The sequence below is a fragment of the Cupriavidus sp. OV096 genome, from assembly GCF_900115455.1.
Lineage (GTDB): Bacteria > Pseudomonadota > Gammaproteobacteria > Burkholderiales > Burkholderiaceae > Cupriavidus.
Map to the genome: position 1 here is coordinate 1 of NZ_FOWM01000025.1, position 2,727 is coordinate 2,727.

Annotated in this window: 4 protein-coding genes; all 4 read left to right on the top strand. The window is 54.8% G+C overall.

What is annotated here, in order from left to right:
- On the top strand, window positions 1-1,134 hold a 1,134-nt coding region (locus BM115_RS27410), incomplete at its 5' end, for an EndoU domain-containing protein (RefSeq protein ID WP_218158062.1).
- A gap of 7 nt (window positions 1,135-1,141) precedes the next feature.
- The gene (locus tag BM115_RS27205) at window positions 1,142-1,396 is read left to right on the top strand and encodes a MafI family immunity protein (protein WP_143093955.1); all 255 of its coding nucleotides are present in this window, start codon (window positions 1,142-1,144) and stop codon (window positions 1,394-1,396) included.
- A gap of 285 nt (window positions 1,397-1,681) precedes the next feature.
- Window positions 1,682-2,320, top strand: a complete 639-nt coding sequence (locus BM115_RS27210) for a hypothetical protein (protein ID WP_143093956.1) — start codon at window positions 1,682-1,684, stop codon at window positions 2,318-2,320.
- 18 nt (window positions 2,321-2,338) lie between these two features.
- Window positions 2,339-2,506, top strand: a complete 168-nt coding sequence (locus BM115_RS27380) for a hypothetical protein (RefSeq protein ID WP_369823548.1) — start codon at window positions 2,339-2,341, stop codon at window positions 2,504-2,506.
- Window positions 2,507-2,727 lie beyond the last annotated feature (221 nt).

A 2,727-nucleotide genomic window follows, 5' to 3' on the forward strand; every position in this document is an offset into this window, starting at 1 on the left:
TCGACGATCCTGACCAATGTGTTGGGACATGCGCTGGTGGGGTGTGCTGCGCAGGGCCTTACAGGTGGTGATTGTGCAGGAGGCGCGATCGGCGGGGCGGCGAGTGCTATTGCGGCGCCGTTGATTCGGGATGTTGTCTATGCCGATAGCCCAGTACTCAACTACAGTGACGACAAAATTCGGCTGGCGGTTACCGTCGGTCTGGCAACGCTTGTAGGCGGGGCTGCGGGCGCGCTTCTGGGTGCTGACGTCAATTCGGCAGGGTTGGCGGCACAGAATGAAGCGATCAATAACGCTACGAGTCGATATCAGAACGTTAAGGATCCTCGTTTTCAGGCCAATGTAAAGGCGTTGGGCGCGTGTGTCGATCCGGTGTCCTGCCGCTCCAACGCCGCCTTCCTGGAGGCGCAAGTCGGAGTGCTGAGCGATGCAAAGATCGCAGCCATGTGCGGTGGCAATGCAGATTGTGTATCTGCACGGCAGGAGGAGCGAGGTCTGTATCAGCAGGCGTATGGGGAGGCACTGGCGCACCAAGACACCAACGTTGCGGCTCGGGATTTCTTGATCCGTGCGAACAATACGCAGAGTAAAGGCTATACCGCCACACAGATCGACAACGCACTGCTGCGATTCCAGCTTGGTACAAGCGACCCGACGAATCCTATTGATGCTTTCGTTGCCAAATCTATTCTTGGCAATGTTGCCCTTTTTGGAGCGATTAAAGGTGTCACCGGGGTGGACTCGGATGGAGGTGGTAGTTCCCGTGGGCCAAGACCAACAGCCGCAGGCCGAGTGCCGTCCGAAGCGGATCTTGTAAATCTGGCCAGCCAGCAACGTACCCAACATATTCTTTTGGGAGATGCCACTGGTGGTGGACATTTATGGCCGGGGGCTCCCGGGAAGACTGCCTTTCCGTCCGTATGGACAGAAAGCCAAATCATGCACAATGTATCGGATCTCGCGACGGATCCGACAGCGAAATGGACTCAACTCACAGGTAAGGCGGGGGCTGACTACACCTCAAAAGGCGCCCCTGTCCGGTGGGCTGTGGAAGGCGTGCGGGACGGGGTGCAGGTTCGTGTCATCGTGGAACCTCGCGGTGAGGGAATCATTACAGCATACCCAAAGCAATGAGGCCGAAATGAGAAAGCATTCAAACGCAGAGTCGATTATTGCAACAGTACTGAACGAGGTGGCATCAGCGTTTCCTGACGACACGCCGAAGAATGTTCGGGAGCTACTCGATCATGGCGAGCCTGGAGTTGCGCTAGAGGTTTTATATGCGCAGTTGATCGAATATCAGATTGAGGTTTCACCTGATTTAAAATCTCGCATGCGGACGGCTGCTGACCTTATGGGAATGTCCATAGCTAATCTGGACGGAGCAAGTGAATAGCCTAGGTGTTGGGGGAATCTCGGGAGGTCTTCTACACGCCGGATCATTATCCAGCTTTCATCCTCTGAAAGGGTTGCCTGGATAACCGAGAGACATTAAGTTCTGTGTCCCGGCTTTGGGAATTCCATGAGCTTGCATTCGTGTATGCCAAGATATCAAGGTTTGCCTCGGAACGGACGGATCACCGCTACACTCTATCCGGTGAGCAAATCCACAAGTGCGCCTAGCATCCAGTTTAGTCGGCCGAGTGGACGCAATAGTCAGATGAAGATCAGGTTTTGACCTATGAATCAGCATAGAAATACATTTGCCGATTACATGGCTACGCTGCGGTTTATCGCCCACAGCGTCTGTATCCACGGTATGTCGCGTGGAAGATTGAGTGAGAGTGATGGCGACGGACGATTCCTCGCATTCTTCTCACGAGCTTTTTTGCGCGAGCGCCGATGGGCCGTAATACCGCTGTGGGAGGGAGATCTCCGGTCGTTGCAAACGGAAAGGGGAGAGCAGATTGAACTGTTGGCAAGACTTCGCGTGTTCTGTATGCAAAACCAAAGTAACGTTCTGAACGTCGCGACGCTCGAAAAGGCTGAGTGGGAGTATGCGCCCGACTTCTCAGCCGTCACAGTAGCTACCCGGAAGCTCGATTTAGCCGTTGATAATCCAAATCAACTATTTGAGACAACGCCCAACAATTTGCCATATTGGGGTTCAACTTTCCTTTGGCCGGACAACGAGCGCTTCATGGTCTATACGGACGGTGACAATGTCTCGTTCATCGCGGGAGATGGAGTTGAGATCGAAGATTTGCTTGGCGTTTCGTATGCCTACTGCGCTGAACGGTTCGTCTCTTCGAATATCGCGAACCAGACGCAACCGGATCTGATCAACGCCTTCCTCAAATTTTGCGCAGAATTTGAGTAACCAAGAACGAAGGTTGATGTGTCAATTGTGCTCGATTCCGGGGAAACCAAGTACGTGCGCAGCTCGCCGTCGATGGGCTTGATGGTGGGTCGCGTGGTACTGGAACTGAAGACGCCGGAAAAAGCAAAAGAAGATCTCGCTTCGCTGAGCTATACGGGCGATCAGGTCAAGACGGCCGCGAAGTAATAGGAAGTGTTGGGAGGGAGGCTCCGGCACCCTCCAAGCTGAGGCGTTGCGCCCTTAGCTGATTGGCTTATCAGGTCTACCTGCCGGACGGCTACGTCCAGGCGCTGGCGACGCCCAACGGCGGCGCGATCAGCGGGCAGAACGTCAGCCTGGACATCGACGGACAACTGCGTAACAGCGGCCAGATCACGGCCGGGGACCTGCTACAGGTGAAGGCGGGC

What these genes read in the sequence shown, in the direction of transcription:
- BM115_RS27205 (WP_143093955.1), top strand. Translation starts at nt 1,142, where the DNA reads ATGAGAAAGCATTCAAACGCAGAGTCGATTATTGCAACAGTACTGAAC.
- BM115_RS27210 (WP_143093956.1), top strand. Translation starts at nt 1,682, where the DNA reads ATGAATCAGCATAGAAATACATTTGCCGATTACATGGCTACGCTGCGG.